This window comes from Alcanivorax sp., from assembly GCF_051117345.1.
In the GTDB taxonomy this organism is placed as follows: domain Bacteria; phylum Pseudomonadota; class Gammaproteobacteria; order Pseudomonadales; family Alcanivoracaceae; genus Alcanivorax.
This window is the reverse complement of the sequence record NZ_JBNPEC010000116.1, coordinates 37,868-58,645: the sequence shown is the minus strand read 5'-3', so window position 1 is coordinate 58,645 and position 20,778 is coordinate 37,868. Positions and strand designations below refer to the sequence as shown.

Annotated in this window: 17 protein-coding genes; 6 read left to right on the top strand and 11 right to left on the bottom strand. The window is 59.4% G+C overall.

What is annotated here, in order from left to right; genetic code table 11:
• From ACFE0K_RS07710 to ubiD, 4 genes are all read right to left on the bottom strand, one after another.
• Window positions 1–1,685 (bottom strand): SDR family oxidoreductase (locus tag ACFE0K_RS07710; RefSeq protein WP_434535512.1); only part of this gene is annotated, 1,685 nt, incomplete at its 3' end.
• A 176-nt stretch (window positions 1,686–1,861) separates the two neighbouring features.
• Window positions 1,862–3,136 (bottom strand): alanine racemase, encoded by a 1,275-nt coding sequence (locus ACFE0K_RS07705; protein ID WP_434535511.1) that lies wholly within the window; start codon window positions 3,134–3,136, stop codon window positions 1,862–1,864.
• Window positions 3,133–4,500, bottom strand: coding sequence for a D-arabinono-1,4-lactone oxidase (locus ACFE0K_RS07700; protein WP_434535510.1), 1,368 nt, complete (start codon window positions 4,498–4,500; stop codon window positions 3,133–3,135). The genes ACFE0K_RS07705 and ACFE0K_RS07700 overlap by 4 nt, the downstream gene beginning before the upstream one ends.
• 240 nt (window positions 4,501–4,740) lie before the next feature.
• Window positions 4,741–6,213 (bottom strand): 4-hydroxy-3-polyprenylbenzoate decarboxylase, encoded by a 1,473-nt coding sequence (gene ubiD, locus ACFE0K_RS07695; protein WP_434535509.1) that lies wholly within the window; start codon window positions 6,211–6,213, stop codon window positions 4,741–4,743.
• Window positions 6,214–6,379: 166 nt separating this feature from the next.
• Here ubiD and ACFE0K_RS07690 point away from each other — a divergent pair, with 166 nt between their 5' ends.
• A complete protein-coding gene (locus tag ACFE0K_RS07690; protein WP_434535508.1) occupies window positions 6,380–7,297 on the top strand; it encodes an aspartyl/asparaginyl beta-hydroxylase domain-containing protein in 918 nt (305 codons plus the stop codon).
• A gap of 146 nt (window positions 7,298–7,443) precedes the next feature.
• Window positions 7,444–9,504: a TonB-dependent receptor gene (locus tag ACFE0K_RS07685; protein ID WP_434535507.1), complete on the top strand. Its 2,061-nt coding sequence runs from the start codon at window positions 7,444–7,446 to the stop codon at window positions 9,502–9,504.
• A 93-nt stretch (window positions 9,505–9,597) separates the two neighbouring features.
• On the opposite strand, the gene rho is transcribed toward ACFE0K_RS07685, so the two are convergent.
• Together rho and trxA are read right to left on the bottom strand one after the other, a co-directional pair.
• A complete protein-coding gene (gene rho, locus ACFE0K_RS07680) occupies window positions 9,598–10,857 on the bottom strand; it encodes a transcription termination factor Rho (RefSeq protein WP_035248298.1) in 1,260 nt (419 codons plus the stop codon).
• A 289-nt stretch (window positions 10,858–11,146) separates the two neighbouring features.
• Window positions 11,147–11,473 carry a thioredoxin TrxA gene (trxA, locus tag ACFE0K_RS07675; RefSeq protein ID WP_035248300.1) on the bottom strand — a complete coding sequence of 109 codons (327 nt, stop codon included), beginning with the start codon at window positions 11,471–11,473 and terminating at the stop codon, window positions 11,147–11,149.
• 233 nt (window positions 11,474–11,706) lie between these two features.
• Here trxA and ppx point away from each other — a divergent pair, with 233 nt between their 5' ends.
• Entirely contained in the window at window positions 11,707–13,197 is a 1,491-nt protein-coding gene (ppx, locus tag ACFE0K_RS07670) for an exopolyphosphatase (RefSeq protein WP_434535506.1), read from the top strand.
• Window positions 13,198–13,305: 108 nt separating this feature from the next.
• Here the strand turns inward: ppx and ppk1 are convergent, their stop codons facing one another.
• A complete protein-coding gene (ppk1, locus tag ACFE0K_RS07665; protein WP_434535505.1) occupies window positions 13,306–15,390 on the bottom strand; it encodes a polyphosphate kinase 1 in 2,085 nt (694 codons plus the stop codon).
• 190 nt (window positions 15,391–15,580) lie between these two features.
• The gene (locus ACFE0K_RS07660) at window positions 15,581–15,709 is read right to left on the bottom strand and encodes a hypothetical protein (RefSeq protein WP_434535504.1); all 129 of its coding nucleotides are present in this window, start codon (window positions 15,707–15,709) and stop codon (window positions 15,581–15,583) included.
• A gap of 251 nt (window positions 15,710–15,960) precedes the next feature.
• Here ACFE0K_RS07660 and ACFE0K_RS07655 point away from each other — a divergent pair, with 251 nt between their 5' ends.
• Complete coding sequence (locus ACFE0K_RS07655) at window positions 15,961–16,809, top strand: alpha/beta fold hydrolase (protein ID WP_434535503.1); 849 nt, start codon at window positions 15,961–15,963, stop codon at window positions 16,807–16,809.
• On the opposite strand, the gene ACFE0K_RS07650 is transcribed toward ACFE0K_RS07655, so the two are convergent.
• The 3 genes from ACFE0K_RS07650 to hemB form a co-directional block, all read right to left on the bottom strand.
• On the bottom strand, window positions 16,793–17,254 hold the full coding sequence (locus ACFE0K_RS07650; RefSeq protein ID WP_434535502.1) for a MarR family winged helix-turn-helix transcriptional regulator: 462 nt from the start codon (window positions 17,252–17,254) through the stop codon (window positions 16,793–16,795). The two genes, ACFE0K_RS07655 and ACFE0K_RS07650, sit on opposite strands and share 17 nt — an antisense overlap.
• 71 nt (window positions 17,255–17,325) lie before the next feature.
• Window positions 17,326–18,612, bottom strand: a complete 1,287-nt coding sequence (locus tag ACFE0K_RS07645) for a TPM domain-containing protein (protein WP_434535501.1) — start codon at window positions 18,610–18,612, stop codon at window positions 17,326–17,328.
• 70 nt (window positions 18,613–18,682) lie between these two features.
• Window positions 18,683–19,690 (bottom strand): porphobilinogen synthase, encoded by a 1,008-nt coding sequence (hemB, locus tag ACFE0K_RS07640; protein WP_434535500.1) that lies wholly within the window; start codon window positions 19,688–19,690, stop codon window positions 18,683–18,685.
• Between the two features lie 96 nt (window positions 19,691–19,786).
• Between hemB and ACFE0K_RS07635 the strand changes: the two genes are divergently transcribed.
• Both ACFE0K_RS07635 and greB read left to right on the top strand, forming a co-directional pair.
• The gene (locus ACFE0K_RS07635; protein WP_035248308.1) at window positions 19,787–20,209 is read left to right on the top strand and encodes a VOC family protein; all 423 of its coding nucleotides are present in this window, start codon (window positions 19,787–19,789) and stop codon (window positions 20,207–20,209) included.
• Between the two features lie 5 nt (window positions 20,210–20,214).
• Window positions 20,215–20,727, top strand: coding sequence for a transcription elongation factor GreB (gene greB / locus ACFE0K_RS07630; RefSeq protein WP_434535499.1), 513 nt, complete (start codon window positions 20,215–20,217; stop codon window positions 20,725–20,727).
• Window positions 20,728–20,778 lie beyond the last annotated feature (51 nt).

Genomic DNA, 20,778 nt, shown 5'->3' with positions numbered 1-20,778 from the left:
GTGGTCCAGGCTTCGGCGCCCACCAGCGACAGGGCCGGGTTGTTCTGCACCGCATCGAAAATGGCGGCGGCCACCTGGTCCGGGGAAAAGTTGCGACGCTTGTACAGGGCATCGGCTTTGGCGCGTTTTTCTGCTTGTTGCTCGTCGCTGAGGCCGGCGTAGACGGTGCTGTTGGCGATGCCGGTGGCAACAAAACCGGGGCAAATCGAGGTGACGCCGATATGGTGCTCGGCCAGCTCCGCACGTAGGCATTCGCTGAGCATATGCACGGCAGCCTTGCTGGTGGAGTAGGCGGCCAGCTTGCGGTTGGGGGCGAAGGCGGCGGCGGAGGCCACGTTAATGATGTGGCCCTTGCGGTGGCCGTCGATCATCTGCCGGGCAAACAATCGTGAGCCATGGATTACGCCCCACAGGTTGACCTTGAGAAGGCGATCCCAGTCTTTGCTGGATGTCTCCAGCACGCCGCCGGCCATGCCGATGCCGGCGTTATTGATAACGATATCCGCGCCACCCAGTTCTTTTTCCACCCAATTGGCCAGGCGCTGCATGGCCTGGGCCGACCCCACATCCACCTTGCGCGACCATGCGGTGGCGCCCAGCTGGCGGGTCTGTTCGGCGGTGGTTTCGGCGCTGTCCTCATTGATGTCCACGCACACCAGGTCGGCGCCTTCAGCGGCAAAACGCAGGGCGGTGGCCCGGCCAATGCCGGACCCCGCGCCGGTGATGACTGCGGTTTTGCCGTACAGCGGCAGGCCCTGTCTTTCCGGGCGAACGCGGGCAGGCAGCAGGGCGCCGGGCATCTTGCCGCTTTCCACGCCGGCCACGAAATCGCCAATCCAGGCGGCGATGGTGTCCGGGTGGCTCAGGGGGACCCAGTGGTTGGCATTGATATCCCGGCGGTACAGTTCGTCCACCCACTCGTGCAGATCTTCAAAAAGCTGGGTGCCCACATAGTTGTCACGGATGGGCACGATTAGCTGTACTGGACAGGCGGCGTGGCGAGCCTCCGGGTTGATCAGCTTGTTGCGGAAGTTGGCGCGGTACAGCTGCACGCCGTGCTTGCCGTCCTTGCTCTGGGTGGGGTTGGCTTCCGGCTCCTGCACATTCTCGCGGTGTTTCAGATAGCGGGGCCAGAGCTTGTCCAGGCCACCCTGCCAGGCACCGGGGGCCAGCACCGGCAAGTGAAAGAAACCGATGTACCAGGAGCTGAGTGCCTGCTTGAACACCTTGGTCTTGGCGGAAGGAGACAGGTTCAGGGTGCGCCGGCGCATCCAGTGGCCCATGTGATCCAGGCAAGGGCCGGATATGGTGGTGTAGGACTTGATGCGTGCCTTGAGCGGCCCCTCGGCGGTGACCGATTCCCAGCTCTGGATGGAGCCCCAGTCATGGCCAACCAGGTGAAAATCCCGCCCGGCGATGGTGGCGTCCACCACCGCGGCCAGATCCGCAGACAGCTGGCTCATACGGTAATCCGCCTGTTTGCGGGGGGCGTCGGAGGCACCGGCGCCGCGCACGTCGTAGCTGATCACGAAGTACTTCTTCGCCAACCGGTCGGCCACCGGCTGCCAGACGCTGTGGTTATCCGGGTAACCATGAACCAGCACCACCGGCACCTTGTTGCTGTCCCCAAAGGTGTAGACCTGCAGATTGACACCCTGACTGGTCACCGTGGTTGTGGTTGTCATAAGGCTCTCCTGGAAGGTGACGACGCGAAATCTAGACAACGTCAAGTTATTCGAATGTATCAGTGACCAATGTAACGGTCAACGAGCAGGATGTGACCATCGGGACCGCCTATTCGGCGCCAATGGTCAAGTGGAGGAGTGGGTGAGCAGGGAGAGGAAGAGGGGTTGAGGCTGGATCAGGCACCTTGGCCTTGCGTCAGTGGTGGCCACCAGTTCTGGATGGCACCGTCTTGCCACACCGCCAGATCGCCGAATTGCAGCAGCACGAATTCGCTTTGCGTGGGGCGCAGGAACAGTTGGTCGTCCACCTGCAAGGCGGTCTCCGGGCTGCCGTTGAACATCATCTGGTTGGTGCTGTGACCATAGACGCTGTTCTCGCTGATGCCCGCGGGGGACACCGGTGTGGCCTTCCAGTAACCGCCATAAATGAAATAGGTGTGGCGACGATTCGGGTCCCAGCGTTGCCACAGTTCCCCCAGCGGTATCGGCCCGGGCAGGTTCAGTCCGTCCCATTGCTTGAGCACCGGTGCGGCGATAAATACTGCCGGTTCGAAATCCGCCAGCAGAGGCAGGTCGAAGTCGCTGGCTTTCACCAGGCAGGAGCCGGCGGCCAGTTCGTTGACCACGGTGCTGTCGTCGTAGAGGCCGATGGTGGGGCTGCCGCCGCCGTTGAAACACAGGCTCTCATTCCGGTAAGCCGGGGCCAGTTGGTAAAGACGCTCGATGTAGCGCTGGTAGGTGGCTTCGGTTTCCCGGTGGCCTTCCTCGGCACTTTGAATAAACGCAGGCAGTTTGCCCACATGGGCGTCGTAGCCCATGAAACCGCTGAAACGCAGATGCGCCGAGTGGGTCTGAATCAGGGCAACCATTTCATCGAGTTGGCTCGGGTCGGTGAGGCCGCCCCGGTGCAGGCCCACGTCCAGTTCGATATTGATGTTCAGGCGCCGGTTCAGGGTTCGGGCCAGTTGCAGGTACTGCTCCAGCCGCTGGCGGGAGTCGATCAGCCACTGAAGTTGCCGGTCCGCATCGAAGTCGCCACTCAGCTCGTTGTAGAACTGTCGGGCGGCCCGTACCGGCATGGGTTTGCCCAGCAGCATGTCCACGCCGGGTTCTGCCTCGGCCAGCGCATTCATGAACGGCTGGTGGAATACCATCACCCGGTTGCTGCCGGTCTCGCGCATTACCGTCTGTATCATCGGTACGCTGGGCAGGGATTTGGCCACAATGCGCAGCGCGCAGCGTGACGGCAGCATGGCTTTGAGAGTGTGACAGTTGCGTACCAGGCGCTGCTGATCCACCAGCATCAGCGGCCGGCCGGAACCGGCGTTACGCAGGTAGTCGTTGATGGCCTGAAAGTAGTCGTCATGGGCCTGGCCCTGATTCTCAGGCCTCAACAGCCAGCCGCCTGCGGCAAGGGCCCCCAGCCCGATCAGAAATCCACGGCGTTTCATCCGGTTTCTCCAAACAGGGTTGTCAGGTGTTCATTGAGCATCCGCCCCTGCGGGTCCAGTTCCCGACGCACGGCCTGGAAACGGTCAAAGGCCGGGTAGAGGTCGCGCAGTTCCCGCTGGCCCAGGGTATGCAGCTTGCCCCAGTGGGGGCGGCCGCCATAGCGGCGCAGGATCGGCTCCACGGCGGAGAACAGGGGCTGATAGTCCTGTTCGAAATACTGGTGGATGGACAGGCTGGCGCCGGGGCGGTCGTGGTACATGGACAACAGGCTGTCGTCGGCGGCCACGTAGCGGAATTCGATGGGGAAGAACACATTGATGTCCTGCTTGCGAATGGTCTCGCAGACTTCCTGCAGGCAGGCGATGCCGTCTTCCGCCGGCACCGTGTATTCCATTTCGTTGAAACGGACCGTGCGGCGGTTGGCAAACACCTTGTGAGCCGGGCCGGTGTAGGTGCTGTCTTCCACGAACAGGGTGACCAGCTTCTGCAGGGTGGGTGTCAGCCAGCCGGCGCGCATGGCCACTTTGCAGACCAGTTCCAGCAGGTCGTTACTGTCTTCCCGTTCGCTGCTGTCCTCGGGATCGTCAGTGATTTCCATAGTCTTGACGATGGCCTGCTCGCCCAGCGGGAAGGCAAAGAATTCGATATGGCGGACGTTGTCCTTTTCCTGCTCCACGAAATCCATGGCTTCCTGCAGGGGCAGGGTCCAGGTGCGTTCCTTGAGTCGGTAGGCGGGCTCATGACGAAAGCCGATCTCGCTGACCACGCCCAGGGCACCGATGCTGCAGCAGGCGGCCAGAAAGTTATCGCCGTCGTCTCGGGTCAGATTCAGGGCCTCGCCGTCGGGCAGGATCAGGCGCAGGCGTTCCACCTGGCCGGACAGGCTCTGCAGACTGGTGCCGGTGCCGTGGGTGCTGGTGGCAATGGCGCCGGCCAGGGACTGCAGATTGATGTCTGGTTCGTTGCGGAAGCTGTAGCCCATGCCATTGGCCTGGGCACTGGCCATGGCCAGTCGGGTGCCGCCGCCATAGGTGAACACATTGCCGTCCTGGCCTCGCAGCCCGGCCAGGGCTTCCAGGGACACCAGGGTGTTATCGCTGGGCACCACGGCGCTGAACGAATGGCTGCCACCGAAGGGGCGGATGGTGCCGCTGCTGTCGCGCAGGAGCTGGCGTAGCTGTTCCTCGCTGGTGGCAAATATCAGATTGGCCGGGTTGGCGCTCTGGCTGCCGGACCAGTTCTGCCAGGCAGGCGCCTTCTCTGTCTCGGCCAGCAGGGCCTGGGGTGTCAATGCGCCCGTGGCCCCGGCACTGGCCAGGGCTTTCAGGAAACTGCGTCGATCAATGGAATCCAACAAGGCCATGGTGCGTCCTTTTGTTATTTGGCACCATCGTACAAGATAGGCAGTGAATAGTTAATAGTGAATAGTTAACAGTGGCGCGGGCGGCGTGAGAAGGCTCTGCCAGCTCCGCCGCCGCGCCCAGACTTTGAACGCGGCCTCGCAGGTAAAAAAACGCAACAAAATCTTGACGAAGTATGAGGGCCAGGCAGCCTTCACTGTTCACTGTTCACTGTTCACTGTTCACTGTTCACTGTTCACTGTTCACTGTTCACTGATTCCCAGGCTTTCCCACATCTCATCCACCCGTTGCTTCACCGCCGGGCTCATGCTGATGGCGCGGCCCCATTCGCGGTCGGTTTCGCCGGGCCATTTGCTGGTGGCGTCCATGCCCATCTTGGAGCCCAGGCCGGATACCGGGGAGGCGAAGTCCAGGTAATCGATGGGGGTGTTTTCAATCAGCAGGGTATCCCGGGCCGGGTCCATGCGGGTGGTCATGGCCCAGATCACGTCCTTCCAGTCGCGGGCATTCACATCGTCGTCGCAGACGATCACGAATTTGGTGTACATGAACTGGCGCAGGAAGGACCACACGCCCATCATTACCCGCTTGGCATGGCCCGGGTACTGCTTCTTCATGGTTACTACCGCCATGCGGTAGGAGCAGCCTTCCGGGGGCAGGTAGAAACCCTCGATCTCCGAGAACTGCTTTTTCAGGATCGGCACGAAGATTTCGTTCAGGGCCACGCCCAGCACCGCCGGCTCATCCGGCGGCCGGCCGGTGTAGGTGCTGTGGTCGATCGGATCGCGGCGGTGGGTGATGCGCTCCACGGTGAATACCGGGAAACGTTCCACCTCATTGTAATAGCCGGTGTGGTCGCCGAACGGACCTTCCTCTGCCAGCTCGTCCGGATAGATATGGCCTTCCAGTACGAACTCGGCGCTGGCCGGTACCTGCAGGTCATTGCCAATACACTCCACCAGCTCGGTCTTGGAACCGCGTAGCAGACCGGCAAAGGCATATTCGCTGAGCGTGTCGGGCACCGGGGTGACTGCGCCGAGAATGGTGGCCGGGTCGGCGCCCAGGGCCACCGCCACCGGGAAAGGCTCACCGGGGTGTTGCTGCTGCCATTCCTGGAAATCCAGGGCGCCACCGCGATGGCTGAGCCAGCGCATGATCAGTTTGTTGCGGCCGATCAGTTGTTGGCGATAGATGCCCAGATTCTGGCGTTCCTTGTTGGGACCGCGGGTGATTACCAGTGGCCAAGTCACCAGCGGGCCGGCATCGCCGGGCCAGCAAGTCTGGATCGGTAACTGGTACAGGTCGACGTCATCGCCTTCCAGTACCTTTTCCTGGCAGGGGCCGGACCCGCGCAGCTTGGGGCTCATGCTCAGCACCTTGCGGAACACCGGCAGTTTTTCCCAGGCGTCGCGCATGCCCTTGGGGGGCTCCGGCTCCTTCAGAAAGGCCAGCAATTCGCCCAGTTCACGCAGTTCTTCCACTGACTCGCGGCCCATGCCCAGCGCCACCCGTCGTTCGGTGCCGAACAGGTTGCCCAGCACCGGGGTGCCGAAGCCCACCGGGTTTTCGAACAGCAGGGCTGGGCCGCCGGCACGCAGGGTGCGGTCGCAGATTTCGGTCATTTCCAGATTCGGGTTCACCGGTGCGGTGATGCGCTTGAGCTCGCCGAGTTGCTCGAGCTGTTGCAGAAAGTCACGCAGGTCGCGGTATTTCATGGCGATCCTTTTGTCGAAAGTCAGAGGATGGCGACGTTGGTTTGGGGTGAGTATAGCAGGCTGACGTCAGGCCGCAGTGAGGGGCTATCGGATCAACGGAGTATGGTGGGGCGCATGAGCTTTCCATACTATGGGATCTTGCTTGCCAAAGATCGGGAGAAAACGCATGGATGTGTTGTGGTCGGGCAGAATCCTTGTCCTGTATGCCTTTGTTGTCTGTGGGCTGTATGTGCATTTTCGTGGCCAGGTACGGCATGGCATTGGCCGTCAATTGCTGGATCATTCCACCATTATGGGGCCCTATAACTGTTTTGTGTACGCCACCAGCAAAGTCAGGAATCTGCCGCTGTTGCAGCGGGAAGAGTTTCCGGACCTGGATCTGCTTCGCGATAACTGGCAGGTGTTCCGGGACGAGGCAAAGAACCTGTTTGACGAAGGCTACATTCGCCGTGCCGCCAGTGACAATGATCTGGCCTTTCACTCCTTCTTCAATACCGGCTGGAAGCGCTTCTATCTGAAGTGGTACGACGATGCGCAGCCGTCTGCACGGGCGCTATGCCCGCAATCCGTGGCGTTGGTCAATCGCGTGCCCAGCGTCAATGCCGCCATGTTTGCCTTGCTCCCCGCCGGGGCCAAGCTGGGTAAGCACCGGGACCCTTTTGCCGGCTCAGTGCGCTATCACCTTGGGCTGATCACCCCCAATGATGACCGCTGTGTTATTTATGTGGACGGGCAGAAACACTCCTGGCGTGACGGTGATGATGTGGTGTTCGATGAGACGTTCATTCACTGGGCGGAGAACTTTACCGATCAGGATCGCCTGATTCTGTTCTGCGATGTGGAGCGCCCGCTGCGTTACCGGTTTGCCACGGCCATCAATCGGGTGTTCAAGCGTGTGGTGGTACGCGCTACCGGCACCGAGAATGTGGCAGGTGACAAGGTAGGCGTGCTAAACCGACTCTTTGATGTGCTCTACAAAGGGCGGACAAAAGCCAAGCAACTCAAGAAGAAAAACAGACAGCTGTATTACGGACTCAAGTGGCTGCTGTTGGGAGGGGTGTTCTATATGGTCTTCTTAGGGTAACACATCGCTTGCCAGTGGGCGCCAGAGGATCCCTAGGCGTCCCATCGAATTACCGGCGCATGCCATCCACAGGAGTCTTTTCTCTCTCGCCTCAGTGATTCTCGCGTTCCTCACGGTGTCAGGTCGACAGTGTGTGAAAGTCGACAATGGGGTCAGTGATGAATCGGGTGTATCGATACGGGTTTTGTTTGCTGGGGTTGAGCTGGGCAGGCTCGGTGGCGGGTCATGAGCTGGCGCCAGTGGAGGTTAGTGGAGCAGCGGCTCCTCTTCCTGTGTCCGCCTCACAAGGGCATGTTACGGGTGAGGAATTGCAGGTCCGTCCCCTTCTCAGAGCCGGAGAAGTCATGGAGGCGGTGCCTGGCATGATTGCCACTCAGCATTCCGGCAACGGCAAGGCCAACCAGTATTTCTTTCGTGGTTTTAATCTGGATCACGGTACGGATTTCCGTACTGAAGTGAACGGCATGCCTGTCAATCTGCCCAGCCATGGTCATGGCCAGGGCTATACCGATGTGAATTTCCTGATACCGGAAGTCATCGATACCGTTGAGTATCGCAAAGGCCCTTACTATGCATCGGAGGGTGATTTCTCCAGCGCAGGCAGCGTGGGTATCAGCACGCGCCGTTCGTTTACCCGTCAGCATGTGAAAGTGACCGGTGGTGAGCATGATTATTACCGAGGTCTTGTTTACGGCGGCCAGCGTTCCGGTGATCACCGCCTGGTTTATGCCGTTGAAGGGCAAACTTTTAATGGTCCATGGCGAGATATCAACGAGGATGTCGAGAAGGTTAATGTTTTATTAGGCCACGAGTGGCATCAGGGTGAATCCCATTATGCGACGACCCTGATGGTTTACGATAATACGTGGAATAGTGCCGACCAGATCGCCAATCGTGCTGTCCGCTCAGGCCAGATCAGTCGATTGGGTTCGCTGGACGAGGATGCCGGGGGCGAGTCGCACCGTTACTCCCTGTCATTTCAGTGGGATAAACCCGGCCAGCGTGGCTCTGTCTACGCCATCGATTACGGCCTCAATCTATGGTCCAACTTTACCTACTTTCTGGATGACCCCGTCAACGGCGATGAATTCGAGCAGATCGATGACCGTGCTGTCGTTGGTGGCGATGTGCAGTATGACTATCAGTGGTTAACCGCCTTTGCTCCTCTGACGCTGCATTGGGGTCTTGAGTGGCGTCACGACCAGATTCGAGATGTGGGGTTGTTCAAAAGTGCTGACAGAAATCGACTGGGGGTCGTGCGCCGGGACCGAGTGGCTCAAACCAGTGCGGCGCTGTTTGGCTCTGTGGTGTACCCCTTCGCAGAGAAATGGCGGGCCACTCTTGGCATGCGCTACGACCATTATTACTTCGATGTCCGCGATCGTGCCGGGGTTAACGTTAATGGATTCGATCTGTCCGCCAATGGCGGTAATGCCCATGATGGCATCACCAGTCCCAAGTTCAGCCTGGCGTGGTTGCCAAATGAGAAAGCCGAGTACTACCTGTCTGCCGGATATAGCTTTCACAGCAACGATGCCCGTGGCACCACTATCGAGATTGATCCTGTTGAAGGAACGCCTGTTGATCAGGTGGACCCACTGGTGAGAAGCCGTGGTGAAGAGCTGGGTGCCCGTTTTTACCCGAACGATCAATGGCAGGTGACCCTGGCTGCGTGGCAGTTGCGGTTGGCTTCCGAATTGTTGTTTGTTGGCGATGCGGGGAACACAGAGGCGAACCGGCGTAGTTTGCGCCGTGGGGCGGAGATGAATGTGGTTTATCGGCCCACTCGAAGCTGGGAATTCGATGTGGAATTGGCAACCACCCGAGCACGATTCCAGGGTGATGAACCGGGTGAAGGCCGCTTTATTGAAGGGGCCCCGGATCGGGTCATGGCATTGGGGGCGCACTATCGAGGGCAGCGTTGGTTTGCCGGGTATCGCTTGCGCCACTTTGGTCCGAGGCCGCTGGACAGCTTTTCCAACCAGGAATCATCCAGTACCACGATTCAGAATATCAAGGTAGGACTGCAGGGGCAGCGCTGGGAAGTGGCTCTGGAAGTCCTCAATCTGGCCGACGTTGAGCATAACGACATTGATTACTTCTATGCCTCACGACTGGCCGGTGAGCCTGCCGGAGGTGTGGAAGACCGGCATTTCCACCCTATTCTGCCGCGCACCTGGCGGCTTGGTGTAGAGCACCAGTTCTGATTGGTGACACTACGCTTTACCAGCACACATAAAAAAACCCCGCCGAAGCGGGGTTTTTTATGTGTCAGCAAGCGTGACGGTCGCTGACTTGCGTTACTTCCTCTTCATGGACTCGAAGAATTCCAGGTTGGTCTTGGTATGCTTCATACGGTCGATGAGGAATTCCATGGCACCGATTTCGTCCATGGGATGCAGAACCTTGCGCAGGATCCACATCTTCTGCAGTTCATCTTCGCTGACCAGACGCTCTTCGCGGCGGGTGCCGGACTTGCGGATGTTCATGGCCGGGAAGACGCGTTTCTCTGCCACCTTGCGATCCAGGTGCAGTTCCATGTTGCCGGTGCCCTTGAATTCTTCGTAGATCACCTCGTCCATTTTGGAACCCGTGTCTACCAGGGCAGTGGCCAGGATTGTCAGGCTGCCGCCTTCCTCGATATTCCGTGCGGCACCGAAGAAGCGCTTGGGTTTTTCCAGGGCATGGGCGTCCACACCACCGGTGAGCACCTTGCCGGAGCTGGGCTGCACGGTGTTATAGGCCCGCGCCAGACGCGTGATGGAGTCGAGCAGGATTACTACGTCCTGCTTGTGCTCTACCAGACGCTTGGCTTTCTCGATCACCATTTCGGCAACCTGCACGTGACGTGCGGGGGGCTCGTCGAAGGTGGATGCCACCACTTCACCGCGCACGGTACGGGACATCTCGGTCACTTCTTCCGGGCGCTCGTCAATCAGCAGCACAATCATGTGCGATTCGGGATTGTTGCGAGCAATGGACTGGGCCACGGTTTGCAGCAGCATGGTCTTGCCGGCTTTTGGCGGTGCCACGATCAGGCCGCGCTGGCCCTTGCCGATTGGCGCTACCAAGTCGATCACCCGGCTGGTGATGTCTTCGGTGGAGCCATTGCCTGCTTCCATGACGAAACGTTCCGTTGGGAACAGCGGCGTCAGGTTTTCGAACAGGATCTTGTTCTTGGCGTTTTCCGGGCGGTCAAAGTTGATCTCGTTGACCTTGAGCATGGCGAAATAGCGTTCGCCGTCCTTGGGAGGTCGGATCTTGCCGGAAATGGTGTCGCCGGTGCGCAGGTTGAAACGGCGGATCTGGCTGGGAGAAACGTAAATGTCATCCGGTCCGGCCAGGTAAGAGCCCTCTGCGGAACGAAGGAAGCCGAAACCATCCTGCAGGATCTCAAGCACCCCGTCTCCGTAGATATCGGAGCCGTTCTTGGCGGCGCGTTTGAGGATGGAAAAGATTACGTCCTGTTTGCGGGTTCTTGCCAGGTTCTCGAGGCCGAGTTCCTTGGCAATGTCCAGAAGTTCTCCAATCGGCTTCTGCTTCAGTTCAGAAAGATTCATTGGCGTCTAGTTTGATGTCTTTGAATGAATTGAGAGGGTGCACCACAGGTGGTGCGGCGGTTGTTTTGATAATCTGGTTGATTCGGAATCTGGCCCGGCAAGCCTATAAAGGGGGCCATCAGGAAAAGGTAACCAGAGGTTCCGAAAGACTTGCTAAGGGGATGCTTGTTGTAAGCTGGTTCTGGAATCTACCACTGGAACAACAGGCTGTCTAGCCTAATTGGCTGTGGCAATAAAACGTAACACCCCCGCCGGGCGGCGGGGGTGTTAGTGGGGGTTGCTGTCTGTCTTAGAGAGTGCTGTCCAGAAATGCGGCCAGCTGGCTCTTGGACAGGGCTCCCACCTTGGTGGCTTCCACGTTGCCGTTCTTGAACACGGTCAGGGTGGGAATGCCGCGAACGCCGTATTTCTTGGGCGTTTCCGGGTTGTCGTCAATGTTGATCTTGGCAATGGTCAGCTTGTCACCGTACTCGCCGGCCAGTTGCTCCAGGATCGGCGCGACCATTTTGCAGGGGCCGCACCAGGGTGCCCAGTAGTCTACCAGCACCGGGCCGTCTGCATTGATGACCTGGGCTTCGAAGTCCGCGTCGGTCACATTGATAATCTCGCCGCTCATTGAATTCTCCTGAGATAGGGGGTTAGCTGGCCCGACGGGCGGGCTGTTGCGATGGTGGATAATATCAGGTCGTGGGTGCTGAATTTCAAGCGAGTGAGTGAATTATCGCGGTAGAGTTTGCCTATGACACCGTAACGCCATGATATTCGGTTAGAATTCAGGGTGTTTTTTCATTCTTCGCCTACCCGGTGTGGGCAGAGAAAGGGCAATGGCCTTTCAGGAAAGGAGTGCATATGGAACATGGTGAGCATCTGGCGGCCATTGACCTGGGATCGAACAGCTTTCACATGGTAGTGGCCCGGCAGGTCCACGGTGAGGTCCAGATTCTGGATGGCATGTCCGAGAAGGTGCAGCTGGGTGCCGGGCTCGACCGGGACAACCGGCTGGACGCGGATACCCAGGAGCGGGCGCTGGATTGCCTGGGTCGGTTTGCCCAGCGGATTGCCGGCATTCCCCGCGGCAGCGTGCGGGTGGTGGGGACCAATACCCTGCGCCAGGCCCGCAATGCCCGCGAATTCATCGACCGGGCGGAAGCGGTGCTGGGTCATGACATCGAGATCGTGGCCGGGCGTGAAGAGGCCCGTCTGATTTATCTGGGGGTGGCGCACAGCCTGGCCGATGATGCCGGCCAGAGGCTGGTGGTGGATATCGGTGGCGGTTCCACCGAGCTGATCATCGGCGAGCGTTTCGAATCCACCGAGACGGAATCTCTGCACATGGGCTGTGTCAGTTTTGCCCAGCGCTTCTTCGCTGACGGCAGTATCACTGAAAAGGCCTTCGACCGGGCGGTGACCGCAGCCCGCCAGGAAGTGCTGTCGATCCATGCCAACTACCGGCGCCTGGGCTGGCAGCAGTCGGTGGGCGCGTCCGGCACCATCAAGGCAATCAGCCAGGTGTGTGTGGAGAACGGTTGGTCGGAATCCGGCATTACCATGGAAGGCCTGAAAAAGGCCCGCAAGAAGGTGGTCAAGGCTGGCAAGGTGGAGCAGCTGGACCTCAAGGGCCTGCGCGAAGATCGCAGAGCCATTTTCCCCTCCGGACTGGCGATTCTCTACGGTATTTTCGAGCAGCTAAGCATTGAGCAGATGGAAGTGTCCGGCGGCGCCCTTCGCGAAGGGCTCCTGTATGACTTGCTCGGGCGCTTTGCTCACGAGGATGTGCGCGAGCGCAGCATTCAGTCGCTGATGAGCCGCCATCATGTGGAGCGCACCCAGGCGGAACGGGTGTGCGACACGGCCATGGGCCTGTATCGCCAGGTGGCTACCAGCTGGCAGCTGGAAGACGATGAGTTGGCCGATACCCTGCGTTGGGGCGCGCTGTTGCATGAGGTGGGGCTGGCGGTTTCCCATAGCCAGTTCCACAAGCACGGTTCCTACCTGGTGACCAACTCGGACCTGCCCGGTTTTTCCCGGCAGGAACAGCAGGCGGTGGCGGTGCTGGTGCGCGGTCATCGCCGCAAGCTCCCCCTGTCCGCCCTGTCTGAGTTGCCGGACGATGAGCAGCAGGGCCTGTTGCGGCTATGCCTGGTGTTGCGATTGTCTGCCCGCCTGCACCATGCCCGGTGCGACGAAGTCATCCCCGAGATGGTCCTGAAAGCCGAAGACAAGACTCTCTCCCTGCGGTTTCCGGAGCACTGGCTTGAAGAGCATCCGCTGACACTGGCTGATCTGGAACAGGAACAGGATTACTTCCGTGCAGGGGGGTACGAACTGAAACTGGGGTGATGCGGGGGAAGCAGAAGCGGGTCACGAGGAGCGAGTTGCGAAAGGCAACGCTTTGTTCGCTCTTCGTTCTTCGTTCTCGTAACTCGCTCTTCGAAACTGGGAGGAGCCTTATCCGCCCAGGGTTTCCAGCAAGGTTTGTTGGGCGATAAATACCGCTTCGCCTGCCTGGGGCTGGGCGCGCAGGTAGCTGCCATCGGGTTGCAGTATCCAGGCGCGGCTGTTATCGGCCAGATAGTAATGCAGGCCCTGCTCAATCACCTGCGCCTTGAGCACCGGGTCATTGATCGGGAAGCAGGTTTCCACCCGGTTGAACAGATTGCGATCCATCCAGTCGGCACTGGAGCCATACACCAGATCTTCGCCGCCGTGATGGAAGTGATAAATGCGGGTGTGTTCCAGAAAACGCCCGATCACAGAGCGCACCCGGATATTGTCGGATAGCCCGGCCACCCCCGGCTTCAGGCAGCAGATACCTCGCACGATCAGATCAATCTCCACCCCTGCCTGACTGGCCCGATACAGGGCCTGGATGATCTTCTCTTCGGTGAGTGAATTGAATTTGGCAATAATCCGCGCCGGGTTGCCGGCGGTGGCTTGCTGCGTTTCAAAGTCGATCCATTCGATCAGCGAGGGATGCAGGGTAAAGGGCGAATGCTTAAGCTGCTTGAGCCGCGCCGCCTTGCCCATGCCGGTGAGCTCCTGGAAGATCTTGTGCACGTCCTGGCAGATACCTTTCTCGCAGGTCATCAGGCCGTAGTCGGTGTACAACTTGGTGGTCTTGGTGTGGTAGTTGCCGGTGCCCAGATGCACATAGCGCTTGATGCCATCGCCTTCGCGGCGAACTACCAGCAGCATCTTGGCGTGGGTCTTGTAGCCCACCACCCCGTACACCACGATGGCGCCGGCTTCCTGCAGGCGCCGGGCCCCTTCGATATTGGATTCCTCGTCGAAGCGCGCACGCAGCTCCACGATGGCAGTGACTTCCTTGCCATTCCGGGCGGCGGTTTCCAGATGATCGAGGATTTCTGACTTGGTGCCGGTACGGTACAGGGTCTGCTTGATGGCCAGGACCTTGGGGTCGCGGGCCGCTTCGGCCAGCAGGCTGACCACCGGCTGGAAGGATTCATAGGGGTGATGTAGCAGAATGTCACCCTGATCCATGGCGTCGAAAATGGTTTCCGCTTTTTTGACTGCCGGTGCCAGCTTCGGTGTGAAAGGCGGGTAGTGCAGGCGCGGACGGTTCACGCTGGTGAACATGCGCGCCAGGTTCACCGGGCCATTCACTTCGTACAGATCTATCTCGGTCAGTTCGAACTGCTCCAGCAAATAATCGGTCAGGTGGCGCGGGCAGTTGTCCGCTACTTCCAGACGCACCTCGTCACCATAACGCCGTGATAACAGCTGCCCTTTCAGCGCGCTGGCCAGATCTTCCACGTCCTCGTCGACTTCCATGTCCGCGTTACGGGTCACCCGGAACTGATAACAGCCGGTGGCCTTCATACCCGGGAATAGATCCGACACGTGGGCGTGGATCATGGATGACAGGAACACGAAATTGTCGTCGCCGCTTTCGCTGATCTCGTCAGGAATACGGATCAGCCGGGGCAGGGAGCGGGGCGCGGGAACAATGGCCAGGCCGGTGGAGCGGCCAAAGGCATCCTTGCCGTCCAGCGACACGATAAAGTTCAGGCTCTTGTTGACCAGCCGCGGGAAGGGGTGGGAGGGGTCCAGAGCGATGGGGGTAAGCACCGGGTAGATTTGTTCACGAAAATATTTTTTCACCCATTCAATCTGTGCTTCGGTCCAGTCTTCCCGGCGCAAAAAGTCCACGCCTTCCTCGCGCAGAGCCGGCAGAAGAATGTTGTTGAGAATGTGGTACTGACGGTCCACCGCCTCGTGGGTAGAGCGGCTTATTTCCTTCAGGATTTCCTCGGCCAGCATGCCGTCGGGGCCCGGCTGACCGGTGTGGGTTTCCAGCTTGTTCTTCAGGCCGGCCACACGGATCTCGAAAAATTCATCCATGTTGCTGGAAAAAATCAGCAGAAAATTCAGCCTTTCCATCAAGGGGTGGCTGTCGTCCATGGCCTGCTCCAGCACCCGCAGGTTGAACTGCAACAGGCTCAGCTCCCGGTTGAAATAGTAGTCCGGGTTATTGAGGTCGATGGCGCTGTGTTCGCTGGCAATGTCATTCATGGCGTCGTCCTGACGGGACCGTTTACGAAGGCTCCCTATTGCATGACATTAATGTGACACGGCAATGACAGCCGTAAAATGTTTTTGCTAAATCTGCAGCCGCAGGGTTCAGGATAGCGCGGGACTCGGGAAGGCGGGAAGCGGGCGGGGCAAAAACAACGACGCCGCCCGGAGGCGGCGGCGTGGGGAATCAGCCCTGGAAAATCCAGGATTGCAGGATGATGTCCAGCTCCTGCATCTCTTGCTCGGTGGGGGCGCGACCTTCAGCGGAGGCCAGGCTCGACAGACTCAGGATACAGATCAGTATCAGTGTACGCATTACGGTTCTCCTTGGGTCAGGGACCCAGTCATCAGAATCAGCAGAAAACGGTGAAATTCTAACCATTTCTTCATATAAGCCATTGGCTATTGCTGCCTGTCCTCCCGGCTCCCGGGGCCATCGTCGGCATCGCGCTGGCTTGTCAGGGTGGATAAAGCCCTTTAAAGTGCAATTACACCAAAAGAAAGGCGCGACAGAGAGACTGTTTTTTCCTTGCTTTATAGTGTGTATACATTAAAAGGAGAGGAGCTATGTTGTTATCCGTTTTTCAAACCTTGATGGCTGGCTACAGTCGGCTGCTACCGGGTAGGGCCAGCGATACGGCGCTGCAACTGTTAACCACGCCGCGGATGTCCAGAGGGCCATTGTCGTTCCGGGGATCAGAGCCGGATCTGACTGTCTCGCTGGGTGAGCGGGCGAAATTGGCAATCTGGCAAGGTGGCGATGAGGCCGCGCTGTTTGTGCATGGTTGGTCTGGGCGGGCTACACAGATGTCGTCTTTCATCGACGCGGTGGACGCCAACCGTTACACCCGCTACGCCCTGATTCTGCCGGGGCATGGTCCGCAGGCGGACGGGCCGGCCCATGTGGGGGACTTTATTGCGGCGATTCGGCTGGCGCTGGATTTTATCGGCGGCCCGGTATCCGTTGCGCTGGGGCATTCCATGGGTGCCGGGGCCCTGGCCCACGTGGCCACACAGGAAAACCGTATCGAGAGGCTGGTGCTGATTGCCGGACCGGCGGAATTTCGCGGCATGGTCAATAATTTCGCTTCGTTTCTGCATCTGGGCCAGCGGGCACGGCGCCAGCTTCTACAGAAAATGGCCGCCCGGGTGGGGATTGGTTTCGATGCACTGAATATAGCGCGTTTGGGCAAGCAGATTCGTGGCCCTGTATTGCTGATCCATGATGCCGGTGACAGGGAGATTCCTTTTGCGGAGGCGCTGCGTCTGCAAAAAGCGATTCCCGAGGCTACGCTGCATCAAACGCAAGGGTTGGGTCATCGCAAAGTGCTCAGGGATGCGGCGGTGATCGATACCGTTAAAGCGTTTTCGGATTCGCCCCAGCCTTCTCAAGCGCCGGTTAAAGCTCTTGCTTGACCCGCGTGCTGAAGCGATGAAGTTGGCTGGCCATGTTGTCCCACTCCTCTTTTCCCACCATGGACTCAAAAGCATTCTGGGCTTCCTGCCAGCGTATCAGTGCCTGCTGGTAGAGAGCCTCGCCATCGGCGGTGAGCGAGAGTCCCAGCGAGCGCCTGTTGCCAGTGGGCTCGGATTCCACCAGGCCTTTCTCGATCAGTTTGTCCACGGTGCGCTGCAGGGAGGTACGCTCCATGCCTAGCCATTCGGATAACTGGAAAATGGATTCCGGCGGTTGTGCCTTGATGGCATTGAGGATGGAAAACTGGGTAATGCGCAGGCCGGTGTCTGCCAACTTGTTGTTGTAGAGGCGGGTGACCAGACGTGACAGCACCCGGGAGTGAAGGGCGGCGCAATGGCGGCCCACTTCCAGGGGGGCGAGGGTGTCTGGTGCTTTTTGGCTCATTAGTGTGCTCCGCCGAACTATTGGTGTATATGCATTATAGGTCGACGGCGGGGTTGGTTGTCCAGTAGGCGCTATTGCAATCGCGGTGGTACCTGGCCGGTAAGTTCCAGAGTCTGGCCATCCCGAAGAATGGTAATCCTGACGCTGGAACCGGGGTCGCTGGTACCCATCAATTGAGCCACCTGGCGGTGATCGGTTATCTGGGTGCCGTTCCAGCTTAGCAACTGGTCTGCGTAACGCAGACCCAGCTGATCGGCGGCGGCGCCTTCACCCACCCAGCGTACAAAGGTATCGTCGCCCCGACTGGTGACTGATAGCGCCCAGCGGTGCTGAATTGTCCTGAGCGGGAATCCGTTGCGATCAAATTGCCAGTCCATGAACCCGAAGAACCAGGGGTTGCGTTGCTGGTGGTCCAGGTGCCATTGGTTGTTGCGGCCAAACCGGATCAGGGTCTGCTGGGATGCCAGGTCCAGACGCCATTGCTGCTCTTCGATACGCAACAGCCAGGGGGCACATTGCCGTTGCTCGATGGGGTAACGGATGACGGCCAGCGGGCCGCGGCGGCTGGGGCCGAGCAGGGTCTGTGCCGGGCCGCATTGCTGGTAGCTGCTGGCCAGATTGTCCATCTGTGCCGGGGTGACGACCCAGTCGGCCAGCATGTCGCGGGTGTTGTGGGTGTAAATGGACAGATCCGCCCGGTCGTTGTGGGCAGCCATGGCCGCCAGATAACGCTGTACCGCCTGTTCTGGTGTGCTGGCCGTGGAAACGTCATCGTGTTCGTCTGGCGCTTTCTGCGCTTTCTGCGCTCCCTCGCCGATCAGTGCCGGCACCCTGGCTCCGCCGCCGGCACTGAAGGCCGGCTGTTTGGGAGCCTGAAACGCCTGGTTGGCTTTCGCCTGCCGGGCCCGTTCGATGATCAGTTCTGTGGTGGCGGCAATGCCGTCGGCAACCCGGTTGTGGCGAAAAAAGGGCACCATCTGCTGGCGTTCAAGATAGGAGACGAAAGCGTCGGTATAAACGCCTTCCAGCGCCGTGGAGACTTCCAGACGGACTTCATTTTGTTGGGGGTCGAGCAATAACAGCAAGCCGCGGCCTGTCTGACTACGTTGCCCTGCACCGCTGTCCTGGAAGAGACGGCGGGCACGTTGATTGATGTCTCCCTCAGCGGCCTGGATCACCAGCCGGTAGTCGATGTCGTGGTCTTCGAGCAGATGGCGGTTCTGGGTGTTGAGTTGTTCGCTGGCGGGTTTGCTCAGGTATCCTTGCTTATCGTCCAGCCATTGCCGGTTGTCACAACCGGAGAGGAGAAACAGGGCTGGCAGGATGCCGAGAACGAGCAGGCGAATGCGTCCTTGCATGGTGCTCTCCTTTCTTGTTTTGTCTGTCTGAAACGTTGTCTGGGCGCTCAATAACACTCCCAGCGAGCTTTTATTGTCCGGCCAGCTTCTGCGCTGCCGCCTTGGCAAAGTAGGTGAGGATGCCGTCGGCGCCGGCACGCTTGAAGGCCAGCAGGGATTCCATCATCACCTTGTCCTGGTCCAGCCAGCCATTCTGGAAGGCGGCCATGTGCATGGCGTATTCCCCGCTCACCTGGTAGGCGTACACAGGCACCTTGAACTCATCTTTCACCCGGCGCACCACGTCCAGGTAGGGCATGCCGGGTTTTACCATTACCATGTCGGCGCCTTCGGCCAGGTCCAGGGCGATTTCGTGCAGGGCCTCGTCGCTGTTGGCCGGGTCCATCTGGTAGGTGGTCTTGTCCGCCTTGCCCAGGTTGCCGGCGGAGCCCACGGCGTCACGGAACGGGCCGTAGTAGGCGCTGGCATACTTGGCGGAGTAGGCCATGATGCGGGTGTGGATATGGCCGCCTGCTTCCAGGGCCTCGCGGATGGCACCGATGCGCCCGTCCATCATGTCCGAGGGGGCGATCACGTCGGCCCCGGCGTCCGCCTGGGACAGGGCCTGTTTGACCAGCGCATCCACAGTTTCATCGTTGAGCACGTAGCCATTGTCGTCGATGATGCCGTCCTGACCGTGGGTGGTGAACGGGTCCAGGGCGCCATCGGTGATTATGCCCATTTCCGGCACCGCTGCCTTGATGGCGCGTACCGCCCGCTGGGCCAGACCGTCCGGGTTCCAGGCTTCCTTGCCGTCCAGGGTTTTTACCTCGGCGGGCGTTACCGGAAACAGGGCCATGGCCGGGACACCCAGCCTGGCCAGTGCCTCGGCTTCCTTGACCAGCAGGTCCACACTCATGCGTTCCACGCCGGGCATGGAGGCGACGGTTTCGGTCTGGTTTTTACCCTCAAGCACAAACACCGGATAGATCAGATCGTCCACGGTCAGCGTGTTCTCGCGCATCAGCCGGCGGGAGAAGTCGTCGCGACGCATTCGACGAAGACGAGTGGCGGGCCAGGGGGCGCGGGTGACAGACATGGGGCGGAGTCCTCTAGTAACATGGGGCGCCCGACGCTCGTGAAGAAAGATCCCGCATCGGGCGGAATGACGAGAGTTTAGCAAGAGCGGTAGACGATGGAAAAACAGCCGGCCTTTCATCTGGCCTTTATGGTGAATGACCTGGAAGAAGCGGCAGACTTTTACTGCCGTGTGTTGGGTGGCCGACGGGGGCGGGATGCGCCCAATTGGGTGGATATTGATCTGCATGGCCATCAGCTTTCCCTGCACAAAGGTGAGGATCTGACACCGATCCAGGGCTACAGTGAGGTGGATGGCCACCCGGTACCCATGCCGCACTTTGGCGTGGTGCTGGATTTCGCCCGCTGGGAAACCCTGGTGGAACGCATTTACGACAATGATTGGCCGTTCCTGCTCAAGCCCCGTGAACGGTTTGTCGGTCAGCCCGCCGAGCAGGGCACCTTTTTCGTGCAGGACCCCACCGGTAATACGCTGGAGTTCAAAGGACTGCGCGAGATTGACCGTATCTTTGAGGTGTAACCGTCATGGGCCGCTGGCGACCAAAAGGCATACCTGCTTCCAAGTACATCACCGCTGAAGGCTACAAGAAGCTCAACGATGAGCTGCAATACCTGTGGAAGGAAAAGCGCCCGGCGGTGACCCAGTCGGTACAGGAAGCCGCAGCCCAGGGGGATCGGTCGGAGAATGCCGAATACATCTACGGCAAGAAGCAGTTACGCGAGATCGATGGGCGGGTGCGTTTTCTGAGTAAGCGCCTGGATGACATGACCGTAGTGGATCGCTTGCCGGAAGATCAGAGTAAGGTGTTTTTCGGGGCCTGGGTGGAGTTGGAAAATGAAGACGGTGATATGGAAACCTACCGATTGGTGGGGCCGGATGAAACCGATGCAAAGCGGCACTTCATCAGCATCGACGCGCCATTGGCACGAGCCTTGCTGAAGAAACAGGTAGACGATGAGGTGGTGGTCGATACCCCCGCCGGTGAGCGGTGCCTGTTTATCAGCCGTATCTGGTATGAGCAAGGCGAGAGGCGTTGAGGCAATCGGCGCCATACAAAACCCGGCGATAGCGAGAATGGCAATAGAACC